The sequence below is a fragment of the Bradyrhizobium sp. LCT2 genome (assembly GCF_009931255.1).
In the GTDB taxonomy this organism is placed as follows: domain Bacteria; phylum Pseudomonadota; class Alphaproteobacteria; order Rhizobiales; family Xanthobacteraceae; genus Bradyrhizobium; species Bradyrhizobium diazoefficiens.
In genome coordinates this window covers 3,435,685-3,454,998 of the sequence record NZ_CP034432.1, presented here as the reverse complement: position 1 = coordinate 3,454,998, position 19,314 = coordinate 3,435,685, and the positions used below count along the sequence as shown (strand labels likewise).

General features: G+C 63.5%; 23 protein-coding genes. 13 read left to right on the top strand and 10 right to left on the bottom strand.

Going from position 1 to position 19,314, the window contains the following annotated elements:
- The first annotated feature begins 56 nt into the window (after positions 1-56).
- The 4 genes from EI171_RS16720 to EI171_RS16705 all read left to right on the top strand — a co-directional run bounded on the left by EI171_RS16720 (position 57) and on the right by EI171_RS16705 (position 3,428).
- Complete coding sequence (locus EI171_RS16720; protein WP_161534032.1) at positions 57-1,853, top strand: ShlB/FhaC/HecB family hemolysin secretion/activation protein; 1,797 nt, start codon at positions 57-59, stop codon at positions 1,851-1,853.
- Positions 1,854-2,005: 152 nt separating this feature from the next.
- Positions 2,006-2,836: an alpha/beta fold hydrolase gene (locus EI171_RS16715; protein WP_011088868.1), complete on the top strand. Its 831-nt coding sequence runs from the start codon at positions 2,006-2,008 to the stop codon at positions 2,834-2,836.
- Positions 2,837-2,914: 78 nt separating this feature from the next.
- Complete coding sequence (locus EI171_RS16710) at positions 2,915-3,076, top strand: hypothetical protein (protein WP_156149853.1); 162 nt, start codon at positions 2,915-2,917, stop codon at positions 3,074-3,076.
- Positions 3,077-3,113: 37 nt separating this feature from the next.
- Positions 3,114-3,428, top strand: coding sequence for a cytochrome c (locus EI171_RS16705; RefSeq protein WP_011088869.1), 315 nt, complete (start codon positions 3,114-3,116; stop codon positions 3,426-3,428).
- A gap of 194 nt (positions 3,429-3,622) precedes the next feature.
- Here the strand turns inward: EI171_RS16705 and EI171_RS16700 are convergent, their stop codons facing one another.
- The 3 genes from EI171_RS16700 to EI171_RS16690 form a co-directional block, all read right to left on the bottom strand.
- Positions 3,623-3,964 (bottom strand): phasin, encoded by a 342-nt coding sequence (locus EI171_RS16700; protein ID WP_011088870.1) that lies wholly within the window; start codon positions 3,962-3,964, stop codon positions 3,623-3,625.
- Positions 3,965-4,102: 138 nt separating this feature from the next.
- Complete coding sequence (locus EI171_RS16695; protein ID WP_028174427.1) at positions 4,103-4,288, bottom strand: hypothetical protein; 186 nt, start codon at positions 4,286-4,288, stop codon at positions 4,103-4,105.
- 387 nt (positions 4,289-4,675) lie between these two features.
- A complete protein-coding gene (locus tag EI171_RS16690; RefSeq protein WP_011088872.1) occupies positions 4,676-5,140 on the bottom strand; it encodes a hypothetical protein in 465 nt (154 codons plus the stop codon).
- 196 nt (positions 5,141-5,336) lie between these two features.
- On the opposite strand from EI171_RS16690, the gene EI171_RS16685 reads away from it, so the two are divergent.
- A complete protein-coding gene (locus EI171_RS16685; protein WP_028174425.1) occupies positions 5,337-5,693 on the top strand; it encodes a hypothetical protein in 357 nt (118 codons plus the stop codon).
- Positions 5,694-5,743: 50 nt separating this feature from the next.
- Here the strand turns inward: EI171_RS16685 and EI171_RS16680 are convergent, their stop codons facing one another.
- Positions 5,744-6,319 (bottom strand): hypothetical protein, encoded by a 576-nt coding sequence (locus EI171_RS16680; RefSeq protein WP_028174424.1) that lies wholly within the window; start codon positions 6,317-6,319, stop codon positions 5,744-5,746.
- 46 nt (positions 6,320-6,365) lie between these two features.
- Positions 6,366-6,893, bottom strand: a complete 528-nt coding sequence (locus tag EI171_RS16675) for a GcrA family cell cycle regulator (protein ID WP_038966712.1) — start codon at positions 6,891-6,893, stop codon at positions 6,366-6,368.
- Between the two features lie 166 nt (positions 6,894-7,059).
- Here EI171_RS16675 and EI171_RS16670 point away from each other — a divergent pair, with 166 nt between their 5' ends.
- On the top strand, positions 7,060-7,668 hold the full coding sequence (locus EI171_RS16670; protein ID WP_011088876.1) for a S24 family peptidase: 609 nt from the start codon (positions 7,060-7,062) through the stop codon (positions 7,666-7,668).
- 101 nt (positions 7,669-7,769) lie between these two features.
- The gene (locus EI171_RS16665; RefSeq protein WP_038966713.1) at positions 7,770-8,045 is read left to right on the top strand and encodes a hypothetical protein; all 276 of its coding nucleotides are present in this window, start codon (positions 7,770-7,772) and stop codon (positions 8,043-8,045) included.
- 39 nt (positions 8,046-8,084) lie between these two features.
- Here the strand turns inward: EI171_RS16665 and EI171_RS16660 are convergent, their stop codons facing one another.
- A complete protein-coding gene (locus tag EI171_RS16660) occupies positions 8,085-9,059 on the bottom strand; it encodes a quinone oxidoreductase (protein WP_011088878.1) in 975 nt (324 codons plus the stop codon).
- Positions 9,060-9,282: 223 nt separating this feature from the next.
- Here EI171_RS16660 and EI171_RS16655 point away from each other — a divergent pair, with 223 nt between their 5' ends.
- The 3 genes from EI171_RS16655 (at position 9,283) to EI171_RS16645 (ending at position 11,960) form a co-directional block, all read left to right on the top strand.
- Entirely contained in the window at positions 9,283-9,483 is a 201-nt protein-coding gene (locus EI171_RS16655) for a hypothetical protein (RefSeq protein ID WP_028174421.1), read from the top strand.
- Positions 9,484-9,630: 147 nt separating this feature from the next.
- Positions 9,631-10,578, top strand: a complete 948-nt coding sequence (locus EI171_RS16650; RefSeq protein WP_027545880.1) for a MoxR family ATPase — start codon at positions 9,631-9,633, stop codon at positions 10,576-10,578.
- Between the two features lie 5 nt (positions 10,579-10,583).
- A complete protein-coding gene (locus EI171_RS16645; protein ID WP_161534030.1) occupies positions 10,584-11,960 on the top strand; it encodes a VWA domain-containing protein in 1,377 nt (458 codons plus the stop codon).
- Positions 11,961-11,986: 26 nt separating this feature from the next.
- On the opposite strand, the gene EI171_RS16640 is transcribed toward EI171_RS16645, so the two are convergent.
- A complete protein-coding gene (locus EI171_RS16640) occupies positions 11,987-12,169 on the bottom strand; it encodes a hypothetical protein (protein ID WP_025576443.1) in 183 nt (60 codons plus the stop codon).
- A gap of 353 nt (positions 12,170-12,522) precedes the next feature.
- Between EI171_RS16640 and EI171_RS16635 the strand changes: the two genes are divergently transcribed.
- A complete protein-coding gene (locus EI171_RS16635) occupies positions 12,523-12,744 on the top strand; it encodes a hypothetical protein (RefSeq protein WP_038966715.1) in 222 nt (73 codons plus the stop codon).
- Positions 12,745-12,752: 8 nt separating this feature from the next.
- Here EI171_RS16635 and EI171_RS16630 read toward each other — a convergent pair whose 3' ends face one another.
- Genes EI171_RS16630 through EI171_RS16620 form a run of 3 tightly spaced genes read right to left on the bottom strand, consistent with a single transcriptional unit; the run spans position 12,753 to position 16,700 of the window.
- Positions 12,753-14,144, bottom strand: a complete 1,392-nt coding sequence (locus EI171_RS16630) for an NCS2 family permease (RefSeq protein WP_161534028.1) — start codon at positions 14,142-14,144, stop codon at positions 12,753-12,755.
- Positions 14,145-14,157: 13 nt separating this feature from the next.
- Positions 14,158-16,023 (bottom strand): adenine deaminase, encoded by a 1,866-nt coding sequence (locus EI171_RS16625; RefSeq protein ID WP_039185687.1) that lies wholly within the window; start codon positions 16,021-16,023, stop codon positions 14,158-14,160.
- A gap of 8 nt (positions 16,024-16,031) precedes the next feature.
- Positions 16,032-16,700 carry a TetR/AcrR family transcriptional regulator gene (locus EI171_RS16620; RefSeq protein WP_028174416.1) on the bottom strand — a complete coding sequence of 223 codons (669 nt, stop codon included), beginning with the start codon at positions 16,698-16,700 and terminating at the stop codon, positions 16,032-16,034.
- A gap of 192 nt (positions 16,701-16,892) precedes the next feature.
- On the opposite strand from EI171_RS16620, the gene EI171_RS16615 reads away from it, so the two are divergent.
- Both EI171_RS16615 and EI171_RS16610 read left to right on the top strand, forming a co-directional pair.
- Complete coding sequence (locus EI171_RS16615; protein ID WP_011088885.1) at positions 16,893-17,906, top strand: formamidase; 1,014 nt, start codon at positions 16,893-16,895, stop codon at positions 17,904-17,906.
- 86 nt (positions 17,907-17,992) lie between these two features.
- Positions 17,993-19,312 carry a dicarboxylate/amino acid:cation symporter gene (locus EI171_RS16610; protein WP_161534026.1) on the top strand — a complete coding sequence of 440 codons (1,320 nt, stop codon included), beginning with the start codon at positions 17,993-17,995 and terminating at the stop codon, positions 19,310-19,312.
- The last annotated feature ends 2 nt before the right edge of the window (positions 19,313-19,314 follow it).

The window sequence follows — 19,314 nt, the reverse complement described above, 5'->3', positions numbered from 1 at the left end:
GGCGAGCCGAACAGCCGCATTAACCAATCATTGACCATAAAAAACTATGAAAAATCATGCGGCTAACGAACCCTTACCACCCTATGGGGAGATCTCCGTCAAACTACGGAAACGGGGTCGCGGCGCGTGTCGGGAAGCGGCGTCTCCTTACCGCGTTGGTGCTGTTGGCACCAATTTTCACGGGAGTTCCGCAATCATTCGCACAACAGGCGAACCAGCCGGGTTTTGATCCGCGCCAGCCCGAGAAATACTTTGAAAACCAAACCGAGCGGGAAACACTGAGCCGGCCTCCGGTCAAGCTACCGACGGTCGGCCAGGCCAACACCGGCGGCGATACCAAGCCTCAGTTCGTGCTGCGCGGCCTCAATGTCAGCGGCGCCCGCGCCGTCTCCCGCGACCGCATCGCCGCGGTCTATCAGCCTTATCTCGGCAAGAAGGTCTCGCAGGCGGATCTAGCCGCGATCGCCGGCGCGATCAGCGACCTCTACCGCGCCGACGGTTTCCATCTGAGCCGGGCCGTCGTGCCGCCGCAGGACATCGCCAACGGCGTGGTCCGGATTCAGGTGATCGAGGGCGCCATTGTCCAGGCCGATCTGAAAGGCGATGGCGCCGAGCAGTTCGGCGTGAGGCCGATGCTCGGACCGGTTCTGGCCGAGCAGCCATCGCGCCTGGCAACGCTCGAACGCCAGCTTTTCCTCATCAACGGCAGGCCGGGTGTCCGGATCATCGATACCGCGTTGGAGGAGATCGGCGGTGCGACCGGCCGCTTCCGCCTCACCGTCTATTTGAAGACCTGGCACGTGTTTACGTCGTTCGGCCTGGACAATCTCGGCTCGTCCTCGGTCGGCCCCTGGCAGACCTATGCGACCGGCGCGTTCAACTCCTACCTCACGCCTGGCGATACGCTGACGGTCAACCTGTCGACCATTGCCAACGACCCCCGCGAGCTCGGCTTTGCGCGGCTGTCCTATGACGCACCCGTCGGCGTCGACGGCGTGCGCCTCGGCGCGTCCGTCCTCTACAGTGCGGTCCGGCCAGGCGACGCCCGCCGCCTCGACAGCGACATCACCACGACCGAAGCTTTCGAGGTGCGGGCAAGCACCGTGCCCTTCATGTCGCAATCGTCGGCACTGACGCTTACCTTGGCTGGGACCTTCAGCAACGTGTCCGAGCATGACCTTTACGGTCCCTGGTACAACGACCATGTCCGGACCGCGAGCCTGACCGCCGACTATCGGCTCCAGGATCGCTTCGGCGGTACCAATTTCGCGACGCTGACCTACCGTCAGGGCCTCGACGTCTTCGGCGCATCGCATTTCGACGACGATCTTTTGTCGCGCGACGGTGCGTCATCGAACTTCTCGGTGCTGAATCTCTGGTTCACGCGCTACCAGTCGCTCAACGATGCCTGGTCGCTCAAGCTCTCGGCGGCGAGCCAGACTGCATCGCGGCCGCTGTTCACCTCGCAGCAGTTCTATCTCGGCGGCGCGGCCTTCGGCCGGGGCTACGGCGCAGCCGAGATCAGCGGCGACAACGGTCTTGCCGGCTCGCTCGAGTTGCGCTTCGACCAGAAGCTCAATTTCCGCTACTGGACCGGCTACCAGCTCTACGCCTTCGGCGACGCCGGCGCAGTCTGGAACGACGGCTACCGCCTGAGCGACGGCCTGTCGCTGACATCAGCCGGAGCCGGCGCACGGTTCTTCCTGTGGGACGATCTCCAGGCCGATCTCGGCGTGGCCGTCCCCTTGAGCTACCGCGCACCGGACAACGAGCGCCGCAGCCCGCGTTTCCTGTTCACGCTGTCGAGCGCATTCCGGCTCTGCCCCGAACGCGGCAGGAGCGGCTGCCTCTAGCTGCAAAGCCCTCATGCCGCGTACCCGGCATGCGGCCCTTTTGCGGCCTTGCGCACAGACTTGCCTAAATTTAATCCCGTAACCTGCTCACGATCGCTCGATCCGGGCGCTTGCAGTGACCATTTTCAGTCGAAAGCGATTGGGACGGAACCATGAAGAGGGTGTTTGCAATTCTGGCGTTTCTTTGCGTCCTCGGCGTCGGCGAATATTTCGTCGTCAGCCGGTTTGCGATCCGCCATGAGCTTTTGACCCTGTTCGATGCCTCGCGCCAGCGGCCGATCTCGGTCGAAATCGCGGTGCGGCGCGACTACGAGACCAAGGCCAATCTCGGTCTCTGGAAGCTGCCGCTCGCCATCATCAGCAACGGCAATACCGTCAAGGCCACCGAGTATTCCTTCCTCGCCAACGCGCTCGCGGCGCGCGGCTATCTCGTTGCCAGCATCCAGCAGGACCTACCCAGCGATCCACCACTAATGACCCATGTCGGCCAGCAATATGTCGGCCGGCGTGAAGTCTATATCCGCTGCGAGGCCAACATCCTCTTCGCCCTGGGCGAACTTAAGAGGCGGCAGGAGAACGCCGACTACGACCACATCACCCTCGTCGGCCATTCCAACGGCGGCGACGTGTCCATGTATGTCGCCCATCAGCACCCGGAGTTGGTGTCGAAAGTGATCACGCTCGACAATCTTCGGGTGCCTTTCGTGCTCAGCGACAACTTGAAGATCTTGTCGTTCCGCTCGAAGGATCCGCATTTCCTGACCGACCCGGGCGTGCTGCCGACGCCGGAAGAGGCCAAGGCGCGCGGCATCGACATCGTCCACACCGGTGCGCAGCACACCGAGATGAGCGATCGCGGGCCCGACGCGGTCAAGGAGAAGATCCAGGCGACGCTCGACCGCTTCCTGCGCGACAGCGCCAGCAGCGCGCTCGCGCCGGCCGATACGAAAAGTCCGATGATCATGAACCCCGGCGACTATTAGCCGGGGACGCCTTGCGGCAGATCAAGGCGGCTCCGGGCCGGCCACGATAGACAGGGTCTCACAATCTCGGAGAGGCACGTGTCGCACTACATCGAAAGCCTTGATACGAAACGGCTGGGCCTGCCCGCGACAAGGACGCCTGGATTCGTGCGGCATCTGTATCGTTCGACCCGCAGGCTGCTGCGGTCGATCATCGCCCGCATCGATCTCTCCCAATTTCCGGGCTCGTGCTGCGGATGAGCACAGTGGCTGCAAGCGAACGCACGAGGGTTGCCCGATGCACCTGCATTTGAGAGGAATTTGCCTGGTACTTGCCGTGGCCTCGAGTTCCTCGTCCGCTCTCGCCGCCGATGCCGGTCACGGTGCCGACCTCGCCAAGCGCTGGTGCGCAAGTTGCCATGTCGTGGCCAATGGCCAGGCGGTAGCCAGCGCCGACGTCCCTTCCTTTGCATCCGTTGCGCGCCGGCCGGACTTCAGTTCGGAGAAGCTCGCCTTCTTCCTGCTCGACCCGCATCCGAAGATGCCGAGCTTTCCCTTGAGCAGGACCGAAGCCGGCGACATCGCGGCCTATATCGGATCACTGCGTCCATAGAGCGCCGGCCAATCGCGACACTTGTCGCAAAATGCAAATCCCTGCCGGAGGACCGACAGGGATCAGCAGAAAGGATGATGGACGGCGAATGAGAAACCATTCGGTGGCCCATCATGGACCTGCACCAACATCGAAATGCGGATCTCAATGCTGCGCAAGATCAATTTGTAGGCACGCAGCGCACAAACCAGGAATCAGGATTTGCCCTTGCCCGGCTGCATGAGACTGCCGGTCATCTGGCGCATGTGATCTCCGGCGCTGGTGAACTGGCTACGCAGGAAGTCGGACTGGATTCGCATCGCTTCCTGAAGGTCGGTGGCATGAACAAGCTTGCGCGCGTGCTCGAACGCCGACTTCATGTTCTGCTCGGTAAAAGCGAGCGCCTGCTTTGACACCTCCGTCCCTGCTCCCGGAACGGATGACATCGATTTGGTGGCGGCATCGAAAAACATGCCGAATGCCTGTTCCGCCTGGTCGATCGTCTTTTCGGCTAGGTCGCGCAGTTCGGCCGGAACTTCGATTTTCGGTTCGATCATGGTCGCACTCCTCCCTTTTTCTTAGCTGAATACCACACTTGCCGGACCACCTTCCAGCGGCGCCCCCGGGGCAAACGTCCCCGGCGGCCCGGCTCGGGCAGGAAAATCAAGGAAAAGGCGTAAGATGCGCGGTCCAGCTCAGGACAGGGGGTGTTCGGGAAGGACTTCTTCGGTGGCGAGGTCTTCAACGAGCTTGATGACCTCGAAACGCTGGCGAGGCGCGAGCTTCAAAAAAGCACGGAGCAGGCGCAGGCTTTCGACAGTGCCGCTCGCCGGCGCGCCGAGCTTGAGGTGCAGTTCAGCCGCGAAATTGAGGTTCTTCATCTCGCACCTATGACCAGCATCGGCCTTCCTGATCCGACATCGTCCCACTCGGGAGCCGAACACCATAAGCGGGCGCCATGGTGAGGACGAACTTTCGGCCAAGGGGGCCCCGGCGGGTTAGCACGCTCAACTACATATCCGAACGGGCGGGCTCAACCGAACAGGTTGTAGTTATGCCAAGAAACAACCCTTCCGGCAAGCCCGACCAGCGGCCTAGCGATGCTTCGTCTGCATCGCACCACCGCAATTCCGGATAACAGGAATATGGACCGTCGTCACCCACCTGCGTCAAGAAGCGGCATCAGTCACGCACACGGCCCTGATCGCTGTCAACCTGCGCAGCATTTCGCCTTGTTTCCGGCGTGAATGGGCATTGACGGAGGCGATCTAACGCTTCTTGAGCGTATACACGTAATTGTTGAGTCCCACCTCGGCGGTTGTATCGTCGACGAAATGAACGTCGATCTCGCAGCCGGTCTCCAAAGTCCGGATCGGGGCGCCGGCGAAGCCGAGCGAGGCGGCAAGCGCCTTGGGATCGGCCTTCTTGTCGGCACGTCGCATCTCGTCGAATGCGCCCTGGAAGATCATGTCGGGGCCATAATCCGTCACCTTGTACTGCGGCTTGGCGCAGGCAAAGGGGCGCGGTCCCGAGATTTCTTTCGCCTTCAGGACGACTGTCTTGCCCATCAGACGTGCCCGCTCGGTGTCGTCGGGCTTGCGTTGCGGATCGGCCCATGGCGCGACCACGGCAGCCGTGAGTGTCCAGCTTCCGATGTAGAAGGGATCTGCCGCCGCAGCGGCGCCTGCGGCACCGACAGACACGAGAAGGCAAACAGTTGCGGCGAATTTCATCTGACGTATCCCCTTGAGCCTTCGGCTTGGACTCGCCTCTTCGCTTCAAGGTTCATCGTTTCCGACATGTTTCTGCCGATGAACCGCTGTTCAAGATCGGACGACCAAGCGTTGCGATACGGCCACGCAGATCACGGGCGCCATGGCTGACGGATTCAACCGATTCGGGCGCGCGTCAGCACCAAAGGACGACGGCATGCTTTCTCGCTGCGATCTCATCAAGGGCGCCGCGGTTGCGCTTCTCACCCTCTCGATACAAGGCGCATGGGCGCAGGAGACCAAGATGAATCTGTTCAAGATCGTGACCATCAAGGACGAAATCGTCGTCGGACTGTCGGCGGAGGAGCTTCAGGCGCTCGGCGGCAATGATGCGAGCGCGATTGCGCACGCGCTGGCGCAGAAGGGTGACCTCACCGTCTGGCAATACAACGTGCATCGCGGCCCGAACGGCGAATTGCAGCAGGCGCCGACCGCCAGGATCGGGCTTTTGGCCAACGCCTCGCTCCGTGTCGAGCCCTACACGACGCCTTACCAGATTGTACCGCATCCGTAAGCAGCAGGCAGACCGGCACGCCGGCGGCCGAGACCGCCGGCGTGCCGCGATCATCTGCGCTGGTCTGCACGCTGTGTCCCGGCCTCCGTCGCAAAGCCGTAGATCAGTGCCAGCCGGTCCAGGCATTCGCGAAACCGCCGCGCAAAATAGTCATTCCAGCGCTGCGTACGGACGGCGCGACGCTGCCCGATCTGATCCATGGTCAGACCCAGGACCAGCACGTCGTGCACCAGCGCGGCGCCGTCGGTGCCGAGTTCGCGCTCGACCCGGTTCAGCCGCAGCACCGCCTGCCGCTGGCTCTCGGTGACGGGCTCGCGTGAGCGGGCGCCATCGACATATTCGCGGGTTGGGTCCATCGCCTGAGGCCCCCGCTCCGCCCGCTCCCAATCGTTCTGGAAGGCGCGCCCGCCGCGGTATTGAGCCTCGTCGATCTGGTGGTGCGAGTGCAGACGGCCGAGCGGATCGCTGCGGATCGACCGGATCGCCATAATCTTCTCGCCGGGATCGAGCGCCAGCGGATTGTCGACCTCGACCTCTGCCACTTCCGCATTGAATGGCACCTCGCGCGACCGCCGGTCGTAGATCTGTGCCAGTTTGTAGGATCTGTTGCGTCGGACACGTCCCACTCGGATACTCCTTGCAAGATTGACGATTGATCGGCTGAGCGCACTTTCAGGCGGCGGAGACCAGCCTCAGCACGACGGGACCCGCGACACGGGCGGAGGCAGCCCCGGAGCGGCGCGTCAGGCGCGCATGCGGCGCGCAATAGCTGGAGCCCGGCTGGCGCGGGTGGCCGCAGAAGGCGATCTCCTCCCCGTCCTTGTCGCCGCCATAGGGGTAGCGGCAGTCGGCCTTCGCAAGTTCGACCAGCTGGACAAGGCGCGGCTTGACGCCGACACAGCGCAACTTGACCTGCGCGGCCGGCTTCAGTGCGGACTTCGGCGGCAGATTCAGTAACGCCGGCCGGCGCGGCGAGAGCAGACCGGCCTCGCCCGGCAGAGACGGCGCGATCGACGGGCTCATCACCCATTGCGGCGCAACGAGTCCGAGCCGCTTGGCGCGGCCGGCGACCGCGCTGCGCGTGTAAGCCGTTCCAAACCTTGCGTTAATCTGTCTTCCGATCTCCGCATAAGACATTCCCTTGAGAAAATAGTCGCGAAGCGCGTCGGAGTGCTCCGACGGCCAATGACCCGGTTCCATGCTGCTGTCCTGTGATGCACCCCCTCCGATCGCACGACCGGGAGGCGAAACACACATTCCGGTATTCCGAAGCGAGAGTCAAGCCGGAATTCTGATATTCATAATTGCATCAATTCCGAATTTCGGATTACAAGAGGCGAGACGATGGACAATCGAGGGAATCACCATGTTGGACGTTGCGATGATCGAGCGGGGCCTGGAAAAGACAGGCAAAAGCAAGGGCGGCCTGGCGGCAGCCATGGGCGTGCGCCCCGGCGCGGTCTCGGAGATTCTTGGCGGCGAGCGCCTGGTGAAGGCCTCGGAGATCATTCCGATCATGGAATATCTCGAGCTCAATCTCGCGCCGATCATGGGGCGCGTGGGCGCCGGCGCCGTGATTGAGCCGGATTATGAGCAGGTTCCCCCGGAGGGGCTCGGCGACATCGCGCTGCCGTTCCCGATCATGGAAGAGACGATTGCATTCGAGATCGTGGGCGATTCGATGCTGCCCAAATACGAGAGTGGCGACGTGATCGTGGTCTACAAGGACCAGCGTCATCCGCTGTCGAGCTTCTACGGCGAAGAGGCCGTGGTCCGGCTCAAGACCGGCGAACGCTATTTGAAGACCATCGAGCGGGGCAAATCCCCTTCCGTCGTCAATCTCAACAGCTTCAACGCCAAGCCGATCGTCGGCGTCAAGCTCGACTGGGTCGGGGAGATCTGCCTCTCCATGCCCAAGGGTCAGCTCGAACGGCTGCGCGCCAAGTCGGCGCGCCCGCGCAAGAAGGGCAAGTAGGCTACCGATTTCTGATTTTTGGAAATCGAACTTGACTTAATTCTGCTTTTCGGAAATACTCTGCCGTGCTCCCGACCGTCGGGGCACGGCAGGATCGTTCCATGCAGTATTTCGTCGTGATGATCGACTACGGGCGGCGCGGCCGCGAGGCGGTCGTCGACCCTGAAATCACGAGGCGCGAGGTCATCTCCCGTGTGGCCTCGGGTGAATACCGGAACATCTCGTTCATCCACGAGATCGCGGAGAACTCGGTCGAGGACGTCACCGACGCCATCCTGGCCGAGGCCACCCTTCCCCACGTTCCGCCTGGAGATGTCGACCTCCAGGCAAGCCGCCTCGATCACGCCCGCGACCTGCGCAAGCACGAACGGACGTGACGCGGGCCCGGTCGGTCTGCGTCAGCGTCCGGCAGAACGTCACACCAGGAGCACGGTCGATCCCGTCGTCTTGCGCGCGGCGAGATCGGCATGCGCCTTGGCCGCGTCCTTCAGCGGATAGGTCTGGTGAACCTCGATCTTGACCGCGCCGGACTTGACCACGTCGAACAGCTCGCCTGCCATCGCCACCAGGCTCTCGCGCTTGGCGGCATAGGTGAACAGCGTCGGACGGGTGACGTAGAGCGAGCCCTTCTGGGCGAGCAGGCCGAGATTGAGCGGCTCGACCGCACCGGAGGACTGGCCGAACAGCGCAGCGACACCGAGCGGTGCGAGGCAGTCCAGCGATTTCAGGAACGTGTCCTTGCCGACGGAGTCGTAGACCACCGGCACCTTCTTGCCGCCCGTGATCTCGTCGACGCGCTTCACGAAATCCTCGCGCGTGTAAATGATGACATGGTCGCAGCCATGCGCCTTGGCCAGCTTTGCCTTCTCGTCGTTGCTGACGGTGCCGATCACGGTCGCGCCGAGATGCTTGGCCCACTGGCTCAGGATCAGGCCAACACCACCGGCCGCGGCATGGAGCAGGATCGTGTCGCCGGCTTTCACCCGGTAGGTCTGCCGGATCAGATATTGCGTCGTCAGCCCCTTCAGCATCATCGCCGCCGCCGTCTTGTCGTCGACGCCGTCAGGCAACTTCAGCAGACGATCGGCGGGGATCAGCCGCGCCTCGGAATAGGCGCCAAGCGGCGAGGCGCCATAGGCGACGCGATCGCCCGGCTTCAGATCGGTGACACCCGGGCCGATCTCCTCGACGATGCCCGCCGCCTCGCTGCCGAGCCCGCTCGGCAGCTGCGCCGGATAAAGACCCGAACGGTTGTAGATGTCGACGAAGTTGAGACCCACGGCGGTGTGGCGGATGCGCGCTTCGCCCGGTCCGGGCTTTCCGACACTGACCTCCTCCCAGACCAGGACTTCCGGCCCGCCGGTCTTGTGAAAGCGAATGGCATGCGTCATGGGGTTGCTCCCTTATCGTTGCAGTGAGGGTCCGAGAACCGGATCGGCCTGTGAAATAGGCATTTTATCTGCCCGTTACAGTACAGAGACGTAACAAGAATGTCACAGCAAACGACAAACGCGCGCCGTTCCGCCTCTGTTCGAAAGAGTTGATGACGGCTCCGGGGCAACCGGCAGTAGCTTTTGCGCGGGGTTTGGTGGTCGCCTGCGAAGGAGAGCCGAGATGCCAGCTTATGTACAGCATCATCAGGATATCGAGATCGCGCCTGTGATTTGCCCCACGTGCATGGGGTTCCTGCCGATGTATGTGCGCGAGGTCGAACCGCATTGGAGCCTTGCCAAGATCGACTTCGTCTATGAATGCGCCGATTGCGGCGCCGAGGTCCGGCAGACGATCCGGAAGCCGGCGCTGCTCCGGCACTGACCGCGCGATCGGCAGACCGCTCAAGTATTTGCGTTAAGCGGAAAAAACGCCGTTCACGCGGGTCTGATGTCTCCCAAACGAGACTTGTTCTTTGCCCGGAACACAGGCAGAACAAGCCTCAAGCAAGACCTTTGGGAGCGCCAATTCGTGGCTGAACAGAAGCCCTCGACCGCGATCGAGGCAGTGGAGAGCGGCCTCGCCGCGCAAGGCTATATTGCCAGCCGGCAGATCGCGACCGCCGTCTATTTGTCGCAGCAGATCGAGAAACCGATCCTGGTCGAGGGCCCTGCAGGCGTCGGCAAGACCGAGCTTGCCAAGGCGATCGCTGCCTGGCGCGGCATGAAGATGATCCGCCTGCAGTGCTACGAAGGCCTCGACGAGGCCAAGGCGCTCTATGAGTGGAAATACGCCAAGCAGCTTCTCTATACGCAGATCCTCAAGGACAAGCTCGGCGAGGTCCTCGGCGGCGCGCAGACGTTGCACGCTGCGCTCGATCAGCTCCACGATTTCGGCGACGTGTTCTTCTCCAAGGAGTTCGTCGAGCCGCGGCCGCTGCTCCAGGCGCTCGAGCAGCCCGGCGGCTGCGTGCTGCTGATCGACGAGATCGACAAGTCGGACGCCGAGTTTGAATCGCTGCTGCTGGAAATCCTGTCCGACTTCCAGGTCACGATCCCCGAGCTCGGCACCGTCTCCGCCATTACACCACCGACCGTGATCCTCACCTCCAACAGCGAGCGCGACTTGGGCGATGCCCTGAAGCGGCGCTGCCTGCATCTGCATATCGGCTTCCCCGAGCAGCGGCTGGAGGAGCGCATCGTCGAGAGCCGCGTGCCCGGCATCTCGCAGACGCTGCGCCGGCAGATGGTCGGGTTCATCCACGAGATCCGCTCGCTGGATTTGAAGAAGCTGCCCTCGGTCAGCGAGACCATCGACTGGGCGCGCGTGCTGGTGCTGCTTCAGGCCTCCGAGCTCGACACGGAGATCGTCAAGGACACGCTTAACGTGCTCCTGAAATACGAAGCCGATATCGAGGCGGCCCAGCCCCAGGTCACGACCTTCATTGCCAAGGCAGCACGATCCAACGTCTTCGGTTGACGCCGATGCGCGAGAACATCCATCGTTTCTTTCGGGCCGCACGTGGCGCGGGCGTACACGTCTCGCCCGCCGAAAGCATCGACGCGATGCGCGCGGTCGCGCAGGTCGGCTTTTCAGACCGAACCATCCTGCGCGACACCCTGCTTCTGACGCTCGCCAAATCGCAGGACGAGAAACTCGCGCTCGGCGACTGCTTTGATCTGTTCTTCAGCCAGCCGGAGCCGCGGCAGGAGCAGCCCGAAGGCACCGACGAGGATGCGTCGCAGGAGACGGATCAAGCCCCCTCTTCCAGCGCGTCCAGTGATGCGGGCGGCGGTTCGCCGCAGGAGGGACTAGGCGCGCTCGCGCAGATGCTGCTGTCGCAGGATCGCAATGCGATCGCGGCAGCGATCGCCAGCGGGGCCGGCGCCGCGTCCCTGTCCGACATCCGCTATTCCACGCAGCGCGGCATCTTCTCCAGCCGCATCCTCGACGCCATGGGCCTGCAGCGCCTGCGCGACGAACTCGATGAGCTGACCGCAACCAATCCCGCGCTGGCCGAGCGCCTGCGCGCCGCGCTCGACGCCTTGCGCGAAGCGGTCCGCGACACCGTCTCCCAGGGGCTTGCGCTCTATGCTCGCGAAGAGGCCGAAAACCTGCGCAACGAGATCCTGCGCAACGCGCCGCTTGCGCGGATCGAGCGGCGCCAGGTCGCCGAGATGCGCGCCCTCATCCGCCAGATCGCGCGCCGCCTGCGCGAGCGCTATTCCAAGCCGCGCAAGCGCCAGCGCCGCGGGCATCTCGACGTCCGCCGCACGCTGCGCCGCAATGCGGCCTGGGGCGGTGTGCCCTTCCTCACGGCGTGGAAGCGCAAGCATCGCGACCGGCCGAAAATCGTCGCGCTCTGCGACGTCTCCGGCTCGGTCGCGCAGGTCTCCGATTTCTTCCTGCTCCTGATCCACTCGCTGCACGAGGTGGTCGACGACGTCCGCTCCTTCGCCTTCTCCTCACATCTGATCGAGGTCAGCGACATTCTGGAATCGAAGTCGCCGGAAGAGGCGATGGCCGAGATCATGTCCAAAGTCGGCTTCGGCTCATCCGACTACGGCTCGTCGCTGGTCGATTTCGAGAAGGATTTCATGAGCGCGCTGACGCCGCAGACCACGGTGATCGTGCTCGGCGATGCCCGCAGCAACAATCTCGATCCGCGCGCCGACATCCTGCGCCGGATCTCCGAGCGCTCGAAGCGGCTGGTCTGGCTCAATCCCGAGGGGCGGCTCGCCTGGGGTTTTGGCGATTCGGAGATGCCCCGCTATGCGACCTTTTGCAGCGTGGTACGCCAATGCGCCACCGCGCACCAGCTCGAGCGCGCAGTGTCCGATATCGTGGCGACTTATCAGTAGACGGGGATCACGTCCGTCGTCTGGCGTCAGGCGGCAGCCAACTCGGCCTGGACGAGGTTGCACTCTCGAAAGTGATAGGCGATTTCGTCGAGCGCGCGCTGCTCCCATTCCTGGGCCTGCGCGAGCCAGAACATCCGGCGCTCAGAATCCAGCGCGGCGCGCTCCCGGCACAGGAATTCCTGACTGCGAATTTCCACCAGCCTGTTCATGCACTCACACTCCAGTTGTGTGAAGCCAATCCCCTGCGAATCAACCTAGCAGAGTCCCGTACCCCTCGCCTCACGATTTCTGTGCATATTGCGACGCAGAATGGGACAGCAATGCTTGCCGTGCACTGCGGTAGCTTTCACCACACGATCAACAGCCAATCATCAATTAGTGATCGCAGGTCGGGACGATAGTCGTGCGCGAACGATCTTAACTCTTGTGGCGCAACGAAGTGCGGCAATTCGTGAAGAGATGTTCCAAGCAGCTCACCGAATTCCCGACTCATTGTCGTCGCATGGTCTTCATGCAGCGCCGTTAACAGAGGCGCGCGAACGGTACGATCGCTTGAGGCAATATGAGCAACGATTTCGACTTCGATCTTTCACCCGACCAGTGGGAAGCACTGAAGGCGCTTCGCAATCCGGTGTCGAATGGTCGCCTCGCGAAGGCTTATGTCGTCGAAAGCCTCGTCAAGCTCGGCCTTGTCGTCGTCGATGACGGCGCGCCCGCGATGACACCGGCCGGCCGCAAGGCGCTGGTGCGCGGATCGTGCAAATTGCTGGATCTCGCGGCGTAGGGCGAGCATCAAAAGATCTGGGCGATCACGATCGCGTAAGCGATGAACACGGCGCCGAGCCCCCACACCATCGCCGGAATCTGCGACCGCCGGCCGACTGTCACTTCCAGGGCGATGTAGCTCAGCGTTCCCAGGGCCATTCCGTTGATGAGGTTATTGGTCAGAACGGTGACGAGCAGCGTCAGCACGATCGGAACCGCGTTGCCGAGATCGGTCATGTCGATGCGGGCAAGCCCCTGCATCATCAGCACACCGACGAGCACCAGCGCGGGCGCAGTCGCTTGCGGCGGGATGATGACGAAGATCGGCCAGAAGAACAGCGCAAGGAAGAAGAGCCCCGCAACGGTCAGCGAAGTCAGCCCCGTTCGGCCGCCGGCCTGCACGCCGGTGATGGACTCGATGTACGCCGTGACGACGGAGGTGCCGAGCAGCGGGCCGACGATGGATGCCGTCGCATCGGTGGCAAACGCAGCGGTGGCGTTCGGGATCGAGCCATCGGGCTTGCGCAGGTTGGCGGCGCCCGTCACGCCGATCAGCGTGCCAAGCGTCGAGAAGAATTCGGCACACAGGAAATAGAACAGCAGCGGCAGCGCGACGACGAAATGGCTGAAGAGATAGCCGAAATCGAGCGCCATGAACGTGCTGCTCGGCCAGCGGGGCCATGACATGATCGCCGAAGGCACCGACGTCACCATCTTGCCGTTGCCGCCGGGAACGAAGAAGCCGATCAGGGTGAGTACCGCGATCGACAGCATCAGCGCCGCCGGAACCCGGCGCGCCACCAGCACCGGCGTGAGCAGGAGGCCAAACAGCGTCAACAGCACCGGCGGGCCGCGCAGCGATCCCATCGCGATGTAGGTCGACGGGTTCTGGACCACGAAGCCGGCGCCGCGCAACGCAATGAAGACGATGAGCGTGCCGACGGCCGCCTGGATGCCGATCTTCAGCGCTTCCGGCACATCCTTCGCGACTTTCTCGCGCAGCTTCGACAGGCTGAGGATCAGGAACAGAACGCCGGTGAAGGCGACCATGGCGAGCGCACCTTGCCAAGGCATGCCCATCTGCTTGACGATGACATAGGTGAAGATGACGTTCGACCCCATAGCCGGCGCAACCGCGAGCGGCAGATTGGCCCACAGCCCCATCATCATCGAACCGAAAATCGCGGCGAGTGCCGTGGCGCTGACCAGATCGCCACGATCCATTCCGGCGTTGGACATGATCGCCGGGTTCACGGCGATGATATAGGCCATCGCAGCGAACGTGGTCGCGCCGGCCATCACCTCGCGGCCGACACTCGTGCCACGCTCGGTGAGGCCAAAGATGCGATCGAGCAGTCCGGCGGCTGCGCGCGGCGCCGGCTCTGCGGAGGCGGCTTGCGGCTTCGTCATCTCGTTCATCCAGTCCTCCCCCCTACCAGATCACCGGGTGCGCTTCGCCGGTCTGCACGTTGATGAAGCCGAGCGGCGCCTGCTCACACGGCGCCACCAGCACCCAGCTCCAGGGCGCGCAGGTCAGCGTCGCGAACATCAGCCGCTCGGGGAATCCCGGATACCAGCGTGGCCGGTAGGTCGGCTCATACATCCAGTCGACCTTGCGCCCCTCCGCGTAGAGCGCCTGCATCTCGGCATCGAGCGCTTGCGCCGAGCGGCAGCTCATCAGCCCGCCGACCTCGAAGCGCACAGTTGCAACGAGCTCTCCCTCACGCACCAGCGCCCACCCGCCCTGAAGTTCGATAAGCGCGTTCACCGCCTTCGCCATGGCCGCGTCTGAGGAGCCGACCACCCAGATATTGTGCTTGTCGTGCGCCACCGAACAGGCAACCGCCGTCTCCGGCGTGCGCGGTCCACAACCGCGCCAGAACATCTTTGCGATGCGCCCGTCGCCCGAAAAGCGGTCGACGATCGCAAATTTGGTGATGGCCTCGCTCTCGTCGCGCTGCACGGCACCGTCACGCACCGGCAGTTCGAGGGTGTAGAATTCGGGATGCCAATGGAAGGGACGGATCACGGCCGCCTTCATCGTGGCACGGCCGGGCTCGGCCCGCAGTTCGAAATCCTCAGGCTTGATCGAGCGCTTGATGTTGACCGTCTTCGTTGCCCAGTCCGGCCAGACGATCTCGGGCACCTGGCCGATGTAGCGCTCGCCTTCGGAGATTTGGACGCCATCGGCCCACACTTCGGCGATCGTGAGTCTGCCAACATCCGAAAGCAGCACCACGTCGCCGAAACGGCCTGGAGCCAGGCTGCCGACGAACGGCGTGAGCCGCATGTGGCGCGCCGGATTGATGGTGAGACACTGGATGGCGATTTCCGGCGCAAGGCCGGCCTCGATCGCGACCCGCGCATTATGGTCGCTGGCGCCGAGCTCGAGCGTGTGGCTGGCACTGCGGTCATCCGTCGTGAACGCGATCTGCGACCAGTCCTGCAAACCCTTCGCGAGCAGCCATCTGACGATCTCGTCCATGGCATAGACGCGCAGCTCGACGAACAGGCCGCGGGTGAGCTTGTCCCAGGTTTCTTCCGGAGTCTGCACTTCGTGGTCGGACGCGAGCCCGGCCGCCGCAAAGGCGTTGATAGAGGGCAGATCCCGCAAGCCGGAGGCATGGCCTTCGACGACGCCGCGCGCCGCGAATGTCGCCTCGATCATGCCCCAGAGCCGCTTGTAGGACGGATTGTCGGGATTCCAGACCGCTGGCCAGTCCATGACCTCGTCGAGCCCGGTCACCATCAGGCTCTCGGCCATGAAGCGCGCCTGCTCGTCGCGGCCATACCAGCCGCCACCCCATTCATAGGCCGTGGGTGGCACCGCCGAACCAGGCTGCGGAAAGATCTTGAGCGGCGAGCCGCGGCGACGCGCTTCGAACCAGAACTCGAGATTGCGCGCACCGTTGACGTTGGAGAACTCGTGGCTTGCCTCGCAGGTCCAGGTATTGCCATGCGGCAGCACCAGCGCGGCCTCCCATTCCGGCGTCAGATGCGAGCTCTCGATATGCTTGTGCACCTCGCCGAAGCCGGGCACGGCGGCAACATCGGGCCGATGCACCCGCTCGCGGACCTCGCCCGGGTAGCTGCCGGCGGGCCCGACCCAGGCGATGCGGCGGCCCTTGAAGACGATCTCCTGATCTTCGCTCCAGGTACGGCTGTGCACATCGAGCAGCCTGCCGACCCGCAAGGAGCGATCGGCCGGCCGGTGGCCGAGCGCCGTCAGCACCAGGTCCTGGCGGATGCGAACCTCGTCGGGCGCATTGATCAGAAGATCGTCGGGTATCGCATTCATGACCTGCCTCACTCTACGCCGGTACGTTCGCGGCTCGTGGTCCGCGTCCGCGAAGATTTGCCGGCCTTGCCGCCCCGCGCCGCAGCGGCATCGCGCTGCCGGACATCCTTCAGGAGGGTCGTGAGCGCCCACTCGATGGCATCGGCGATCTCGCTGCTGGTCATGCCGAAATCCTCGCGCATCGCATTCCAGGCCAGCACGTTGTTGAGATAGGACGCGAGCGCCTCCGCCTGGCGAACCTCCTTCGCGGGGAGATGTCGCACCAGCGGCGCCATCGCCTTGCGATGCTGGTCGATCAGGTGCCGCCGGAAGCCGGCGCGCACCCGGCGGCCGGCCCGCGTCATCGCAATGGCGCGCGCCAGATGCGGATGGCGGTCGAACCGCTTGCACAGTTTGCGGAAAATCTCCGGCAGCTCGTCAGGCGAGGTGAAGGGAATGTAGCTGAAGACGTTGTCCTCGATCCACTCGCCGGCCGCAGCAAACAGTTCCGCACGGGTCTTGAAGTGCCGATAGATGGTTCGTTCGGCCACCTTCGCGCGCTTGGCCACCGCGGCCATGGAGATGTCGTCGGCCGCCTCGTCCTCCAGCGTTTCGACGAAAGCCGCAACGATGCGCTGCCGCGTCATCTCGGCATATTCGTCACGAAGACTGGCGATATGTCGCTTTGCTGTACTCATGTCATAAGTCTGACATCAGGCGATTTGGAGGGTCAAGCCGAGACTTGAGGCACGCCGCGCCGCAACAATGGGCGTCGGCACGCTCGGCCGCCCGCCTGAAAAATGGACTTTTGCGCGTCGCCAAAATCGGATTTGCTCTTCCACGATCGCACGCAGCGGCGCGGCGCTCTGGTTCCAGCAAGGGAGCTGATCATGAACGGGCTTGGCGGGTTGAACAAATCGCCTGAGGGCGTGGTCATCGGGCTCGTGCAGCTGCAACTGCCGAACGTCGTCACGCGGGCCGATCTGGCAAGGCAGACCGAGCGTATCGTCTGGATGGTCGGCAAGGCGCGCCGCAACCTTTCCACCATGGATCTGGTGGTGTTCCCCGAATATTCGCTGCACGGCCTCTCGATGGACACCAATCCCGAGATCATGTGCCGGCTCGACGGACCCGAAGTCACGGCCTTCAAGAAGGCCTGCGTCGACAACAGGATCTGGGGCTGCTTCTCCATCATGGAGTTCAACCCGCACGGCAATCCCTACAATTCCGGCCTGATCATCGACGACCACGGCGAGATCAAGCTGTACTACCGCAAGCTCCATCCCTGGATTCCGGTCGAGCCGTGGGAGCCCGGCGACATCGGCATTCCCGTGATCGAGGGTCCGAAAGGCGCCAGGATCGCGCTGATCATCTGCCATGACGGCATGTTCCCGGAGATGGCGCGGGAATGCGCCTACAAGGGCGCCGAGATCATGATCCGCACTGCGGGCTACACCGCGCCGATCCGCGAGGCCTGGCGCTTCACCAACCAGGCCAATTCGTTCCAGAATCTGATGGTGACGGCCAATGTCTGCATGTGCGGCAGCGATGGCTCGTTCGATTCCATGGGCGAAGGCATGATCGTCAATTTCGACGGCGCGGTGCTGGCGCACGGCACCACCGGTCGCGCCGACGAGATCATCACCGCCGAGGTGCGGCCCGATCTCGTGCGCGAGGCGCGGATCAATTGGGGCGTCGAGAACAACATCTACCAGCTCTGGCACCGCGGCTATGTCGCGGTGAAAGGCGGCGCGATGGACTGCCCCTATACCTTCATGCAGGACATGGTCGCTGGCACCTTCCGCCTGCCGTGGGAAGACCAGGTCAAGGTCACCGACGGCAGTTCCTGTGGCTTCCCGGCACCGACACGGATGTACGGCAAGACGGCGAAGGCGGCGGAATAGAGCCGTTTTCGGCTCCGACCGCGACATTCTGGCACGGTAGTTGCTCCTTTTGACGCCCGAGACGCGCCAAATTGGGGGAGTTCACCATGTCGACCATTGCCGCGGCCCCGGCCGCCGAGCGCAAGCCGCTTTACGCCTCACTGTTCGTCCAGGTCCTGGCCGCGCTGGCGCTTGGTGTCATCCTGGGAATGGCCGTTCCGGACTTCGCGATCGGGCTCAAGATCCTCAGCGACGCCTTCCTGAAGCTGATCTCGATGATCGTGGCGCCGATCGTGTTCTGTGTCGTCGTCCACGGCATTGCCGGCGCCGGCGACCTCAAGAAGGTCGGCCGGGTCGGCGTCAAGGCGCTGGTCTATTTCGAGGTCATGACGACGGTCGCCCTCGTGGTCGGCTTGCTGCTCGCCTACCTGTTCGGCCCCGGCAACGGCATGAACATCGATCCGTCGACGTTAGATGCGAAGGCGCTCAACACCTACGCCGACAACGCCCACAAGCTGTCCGGCGGCGGCATCGGCGCCTTTCTGATGAACGTGATCCCGACCACCTCCTTCGATGCGCTGTCGCGCAATGACGTGCTCCAGGTGCTGTTCTTCGCGGTGCTGTTCGGCGTCGGTCTTGCGCTCGTCGGCGGCGAGAAGGGCGCGCTCGTCACCTCCATCATCGACGCAGCCTCCACCGTGCTGTTCCGCGTCATGGGGCTTATCGTCCGTGTCGCTCCACTCGGCGTGCTCGGCGCAGTCGCCTACACCGTCGGCAAATACGGCGTCGGCTCGCTGAAGCAGCTCGTCTCACTGGTGATGCTGTTCTACGTCTCGGTCGGCATCTTCGTGCTTGGCGTGCTCGGGGGCGTGATGGCGCTTGCCGGAATCAACATCCTCAAATTCCTCGCCTACCTGCGCGAGGAGCTCACCATCGTGCTCGCAACGGCGTCCTCCGACGCGGTGCTGCCCCAGATCATGAAGAAGCTGGAGCGCATGGGCGTGAAGGATTCCGTGGTCGGCCTCGTGATCCCGACCGGCTATTCGTTCAACCTCGATGCCTTCTCGATCTACCTCACACTTGCCGTCGTGTTCATCGCGCAAGCGACCAACACGCCGCTGTCGTTCGGCGATCTCCTCTTGGTGCTCGGCGTTTCGCTGATCACCTCAAAGGGCGCACACGGCGTGCCGGGCTCCGCCATCGTGATCCTGGCCGCGACGCTCAACGCGGTGCCGAGCATTCCGGCAATCGGCCTCGTGCTGGTGCTCTCGGTCGACTGGTTCATCGGCATGGCCCGCGCGCTCGGCAACCTCGTCGGCAACTGCGTGGCGACGGTGGTGGTGGCGGCCTGGGAAGGCGACCTCGACCGCGCCAAGGCGGCCAAGGTGCTCGAAGGCGGCGAGATGGTGGACGTGACGGCGGGCTAGCG

Bases quoted from the DNA above. Each gene is read 5' to 3' on its own strand.
- EI171_RS16720 (WP_161534032.1), top strand. From the start codon at position 57: ATGCGGCTAACGAACCCTTACCACCCTATGGGGAGATCTCCGTCAAAC.
- EI171_RS16715 (WP_011088868.1), top strand. From the start codon at position 2,006: ATGAAGAGGGTGTTTGCAATTCTGGCGTTTCTTTGCGTCCTCGGCGTC.
- EI171_RS16705 (WP_011088869.1), top strand. From the start codon at position 3,114: ATGCACCTGCATTTGAGAGGAATTTGCCTGGTACTTGCCGTGGCCTCG.
- EI171_RS16700 (WP_011088870.1), bottom strand. From the start codon at position 3,964: ATGATCGAACCGAAAATCGAAGTTCCGGCCGAACTGCGCGACCTAGCC.
- EI171_RS16695 (WP_028174427.1), bottom strand. From the start codon at position 4,288: ATGAAGAACCTCAATTTCGCGGCTGAACTGCACCTCAAGCTCGGCGCG.
- EI171_RS16690 (WP_011088872.1), bottom strand. From the start codon at position 5,140: ATGAAATTCGCCGCAACTGTTTGCCTTCTCGTGTCTGTCGGTGCCGCA.
- EI171_RS16685 (WP_028174425.1), top strand. From the start codon at position 5,337: ATGCTTTCTCGCTGCGATCTCATCAAGGGCGCCGCGGTTGCGCTTCTC.
- EI171_RS16675 (WP_038966712.1), bottom strand. From the start codon at position 6,893: ATGGAACCGGGTCATTGGCCGTCGGAGCACTCCGACGCGCTTCGCGAC.
- EI171_RS16670 (WP_011088876.1), top strand. From the start codon at position 7,060: ATGTTGGACGTTGCGATGATCGAGCGGGGCCTGGAAAAGACAGGCAAA.
- EI171_RS16665 (WP_038966713.1), top strand. From the start codon at position 7,770: ATGCAGTATTTCGTCGTGATGATCGACTACGGGCGGCGCGGCCGCGAG.
- EI171_RS16660 (WP_011088878.1), bottom strand. From the start codon at position 9,059: ATGACGCATGCCATTCGCTTTCACAAGACCGGCGGGCCGGAAGTCCTG.
- EI171_RS16655 (WP_028174421.1), top strand. From the start codon at position 9,283: ATGCCAGCTTATGTACAGCATCATCAGGATATCGAGATCGCGCCTGTG.
- EI171_RS16645 (WP_161534030.1), top strand. From the start codon at position 10,584: ATGCGCGAGAACATCCATCGTTTCTTTCGGGCCGCACGTGGCGCGGGC.
- EI171_RS16640 (WP_025576443.1), bottom strand. From the start codon at position 12,169: ATGAACAGGCTGGTGGAAATTCGCAGTCAGGAATTCCTGTGCCGGGAG.
- EI171_RS16635 (WP_038966715.1), top strand. From the start codon at position 12,523: ATGAGCAACGATTTCGACTTCGATCTTTCACCCGACCAGTGGGAAGCA.
- EI171_RS16630 (WP_161534028.1), bottom strand. From the start codon at position 14,144: ATGAACGAGATGACGAAGCCGCAAGCCGCCTCCGCAGAGCCGGCGCCG.
- EI171_RS16625 (WP_039185687.1), bottom strand. From the start codon at position 16,023: ATGAATGCGATACCCGACGATCTTCTGATCAATGCGCCCGACGAGGTT.
- EI171_RS16620 (WP_028174416.1), bottom strand. From the start codon at position 16,700: ATGAGTACAGCAAAGCGACATATCGCCAGTCTTCGTGACGAATATGCC.
- EI171_RS16615 (WP_011088885.1), top strand. From the start codon at position 16,893: ATGAACGGGCTTGGCGGGTTGAACAAATCGCCTGAGGGCGTGGTCATC.
- EI171_RS16610 (WP_161534026.1), top strand. From the start codon at position 17,993: ATGTCGACCATTGCCGCGGCCCCGGCCGCCGAGCGCAAGCCGCTTTAC.